4 protein-coding genes are annotated in these 3,819 nt (G+C 64.0%); 2 read left to right on the top strand and 2 right to left on the bottom strand.

Features of this window, described 5'->3' with window-relative positions; genetic code table 11:
• Positions 1–193: 193 nt before the first annotated feature.
• Positions 194–1,450 carry a D-amino acid dehydrogenase gene (locus B7G66_RS14470; protein WP_003621996.1) on the bottom strand — a complete coding sequence of 419 codons (1,257 nt, stop codon included), beginning with the start codon at positions 1,448–1,450 and terminating at the stop codon, positions 194–196.
• 143 nt (positions 1,451–1,593) lie between these two features.
• Entirely contained in the window at positions 1,594–2,616 is a 1,023-nt protein-coding gene (locus B7G66_RS14475; protein ID WP_003621998.1) for an NAD(P)/FAD-dependent oxidoreductase, read from the bottom strand.
• 326 nt (positions 2,617–2,942) lie between these two features.
• Between B7G66_RS14475 and tsaE the strand changes: the two genes are divergently transcribed.
• Positions 2,943–3,518, top strand: coding sequence for a tRNA (adenosine(37)-N6)-threonylcarbamoyltransferase complex ATPase subunit type 1 TsaE (tsaE, locus tag B7G66_RS14480; protein ID WP_048859328.1), 576 nt, complete (start codon positions 2,943–2,945; stop codon positions 3,516–3,518).
• The coding region (locus B7G66_RS14485; protein WP_048859327.1) for an NTP transferase domain-containing protein at positions 3,515–3,819 on the top strand (305 nt) is incomplete at its 3' end. The genes tsaE and B7G66_RS14485, both read left to right, overlap by 4 nt.

Raw genomic sequence — 3,819 nt, forward strand, 5'->3', positions numbered from 1 at the left:
GAAAAAGCTTCACCAAAAACTTTTATGATTTCAGGATGTTATCGGGCCTGACTCTTCAGGCAGCCTCTGAGGCGATACAGGTTTTTGCAAAGCTGTTGTCAGGGAGCCTTGAAAGACATTGCCTTTTTGAAACAAGGCAATGCCGGGAAACGTCCATCATTTCCGATCAATAAGTGTGTTTTGACACGGCCTTTCAGCGTGCGTACCGATCAAGCGACAGGTCAAGGCTGGGAATATCGGTTGGCTTGTGGCTTATCATGTCGGCCACCAGTTTTCCTGACCCGCACGCCATCGTCCATCCCAACGTTCCGTGGCCGGTATTGAACCACAGGTTGCCAAACCGCTTTGATCCGCCAATGACGGGCGTGCTATCGGGCGTATTGGGGCGCAGGCCCGTCCAGTACACCGCCTGTGACAGGTCGCCGCCGCCAAACAGTTCGGAAAAACATTCCTCCAGCCCCGCGCGGCGGTCCCGGCTCAACCGTGTATTATATCCCGTCAGTTCCGCCGTCCCGCCAATGCGGATGCGATCGCCAAGCCGCGTGATGGCAACCTTGTACCTGTCATCATTGACGGTGGAGGTCGGCGCGCGGGTTTCATCCGTTACCGGCAGCGTCAGGGAATATCCCTTAACCGGATAGATCGGCAGCCGCAGCCCCAGTGGGCGGACAAGGCGCGGCGCATAACTGCCGAGGGCGATGACATAGGCATCGCCCGTGATGCGTCCGGCAGATGTCCGCACGCCCAGGATTTCGTCGGCCGAGGCATCAAGCGCCCGCACCGTTGTTTCATATCGGAACGTCACGCCCAGCTCTGCCGCCTTTTGCGCCAGGCGCTGTGTGAACATGTGCGCATCGCCGGTTTCATCCCCCGGCAGGCGCAGCCCCGCGCGCAGCAGGTGGCGCGATCCCGACAGGCCGGGTTCGTATGCCGCGATCTGGTCCGGGTTGAGGAGTTCGTGTTCCACGCCATGCTGGCGCAGCACCTGCATGTCCTTATGCGCTTTTGCAACATCGCGGTCAGTACGGAACAACTGGATCAGTCCGCGCTGTGCATCGTCATAGGTGATGCCGGTTTCCGCACGCAGCGCATCAAGGCAGTCGCGGCTGTAGGTTGCGATACGCAGCATGCGTGACTTGTTGATGTCATAGGCATGGGCGTTGCAGTTGCGCAGGACCTCCATCATCCAGCCGAACATTGCGAAATCAATGCGTGGGCGGACGATCATGGGGCTGGCGCTGCTGCACATCCATTTCAGGACCTGCAACGGCAGGCCCGGCCCGGCCCATGGTGCGGAATATCCGGGGGAAACCTGCCCCGCATTGGCGAATGACGTTTCCATCGCGGCGGCGGGCTGGCGGTCGATCACCTCGACCTCGTGCCCCTGTCGGGCCAGGTACCATGCCGTGGTCACGCCCACCACGCCCGCGCCCAGAATAATAACCTTCACCCGCTGCCCCTTCGTGTCACATCATGAAATCCGGGCGCGATGCTATCGCCCGACCCGATGGGGTCAAGCGTGGCGCGCCCGATCCGGCACATGGTGTCATAACATTATGTGTCGGAATATGTATCGCCTGATGCGGGCGGAATTCAGGCAGAGGGTACGCCCTTGCTGGTGGAATATTCGAAATGCAGCGCCGTGTCGGGATGGACGATGGGATGGATGGCGTGCGCGGCCATGGCGCATTCGCTGAATCCCTGCAGGATCAGCTTCAGCTTCCCCGGATAGGATGCGACATCCCCCACGGCAAAGATGCCGGGCATGCTGCTTTCGCAGGTGGAAGGCGTGACCGGGATGGTGCCGCGGATGGTATCAAGCCCCCATTGTGCGATGGGGCCAAGGTCTGTCGCCAGGCCAAAGAATGGCAGGAGCGTCTGGCACGGGACATGCAGCATCTCCCCATCAAGGGTGATGAGGTCAACCCCCTCAAGCACGCCGTCAGCGCCGCGCAGGCCGTGAAGCTGATAACCGACAAGTTTCTCGATCTCGCCGCGTTCCACGGCTTCGTCCAGCTGGCGCAGGCTTTCGGGGGCGGCGCGGAAGCGGTTGCGGCGATGGACGATGGAAACGCGCGCCGCCACGTCACGCAGCGACAGCGCCCAGTCCACGGCCGAATCCCCACCCCCGGCGATCAGGACATGCTGGCCCGCGAAATCGGCGCGGCGACGGACATAATACCGCACCGCGCCGCTTTTTTCGAACCCCTCCAGCCCGTCGAGAGGCGGGCGGTTGGGGCCGAACGCCCCGGCGCCGGCGGCGATGATGACGGCGTGGGCGCGAATCGTGTCACCCGTGCTGGTGCGCAGGGTGAACGCCCCGCGCGTGCCCGACAGTTCCTCCACCCGGCGGCCAAGCAGGCGCGGGACATCGAACGGCGCGATCTGCCGGTCGAGTGCGGCAATCAGGTCGCCCCCCGCGATGGCCGGATGGGCGGGAATGTCATAAATCGGCTTTTCGGGATACAGCGCCGTGCATTGGCCGCCGATTTCATCCAGCGCATCAATCATGACGCAGCCCAGCTTGAGCATCGCGCATTCGAACGCGGCGAACAGGCCGGCAGGCCCCGCGCCGATAATGGCGACATCGGTGGAAAGGCTGGCGGTGTCGGTCATTGCTGTATGTCCTGCAATCCGTGTCTGTTCGGGCTCGTGCTGCGTTGTGCGTTGCATGGCGCAACAGCGCAACCCACAAAATATGGCGCAAACCCTGCGTAAACACCCCATCGCGGGGATGTGTCGCGCGGGGATGGCCCCTGTATATGGCCCTCCTGTATGGCCATTCGTGGATGGGCTCTGTGAATGATCCCTGTGGATGGCCTTTGGGGAAGATCCCCGTGGATAAGCCTTGTGGATGGTACGTGTGCGGAACAAGCGCGCGGGCATGCTGCTCCGTCTTGTCTGCGCACGCGTCATGGGCGCACAATACCCTGATGACGCAGATGGACACGACCCCTTCGCGCGCGCCGGACGTGGTGCGCATATGCCTGCCTGATGACGCCGCAACCATGGCGTTGGGCCGGGCGCTGGCCCCTGTCGTGCGGGTGGGGGATGCGGTGCTGCTGCGCGGTGACCTCGGCGCGGGAAAGACGACGCTGGCGCGCGCGCTGTTGCGGGCAATGTGCGATGACCCGGCGATGGAGGTGCCAAGCCCGTCCTATACCCTTGTGCAGACCTATGACGTGCCGGGCAAGGATGTGCCGGGCGAAGGCGGGCAGGTGGCAGGCGGGCAGGCGGAACGCGGCCAGGGGGTTGAGGTCTCGCATTTTGACCTGTGGCGGCTGGATGGTCCCGGCGCGCTGGTCGAACTTGGCTGGGATGATGCGTGCGAGGGGATCGTGCTGGTGGAATGGCCCGAACGTCTGGGCGCACTGACACCGCCGCACGCACGGCATATCGACCTGGTGGTGCGTGCCGATGGCGGGCGCGACGCCATCCTGCGCGGATGGGGTGCGGATGGCCGGGCGGTGGCGTGCGGGCTGGGTGATGACACGAAACAGGCAGGAGAGCACGCATGAGTGTGGACATGCCCGAAACGGCGATGATTTTTGCCGCCGGGATGGGGCGGCGGATGCGCCCGTTGAGCGAAACCACCCCCAAGCCCCTGCTGAAGGTGGGGGGGCAGGCGATCCTGTGCCATGCGCTCGACCGGCTGGACCGTGCCGGGGTGGCGCGTGTGGTGGTCAATGCCCACTGGCATGCCGACATGGTGGCCGCCGCGCTGGAGGCCCGGCGTGGCGCAGGCGACGGGCCGCGCACCGTGTTGCGGCGCGAGGACGCATTGCTGGAGACCGGCGGCAGCGCGGCAGCCGCCCTGCG

It is taken from the genome of Novacetimonas hansenii JCM 7643, from assembly GCF_000964405.1.
GTDB lineage: Bacteria > Pseudomonadota > Alphaproteobacteria > Acetobacterales > Acetobacteraceae > Novacetimonas > Novacetimonas hansenii.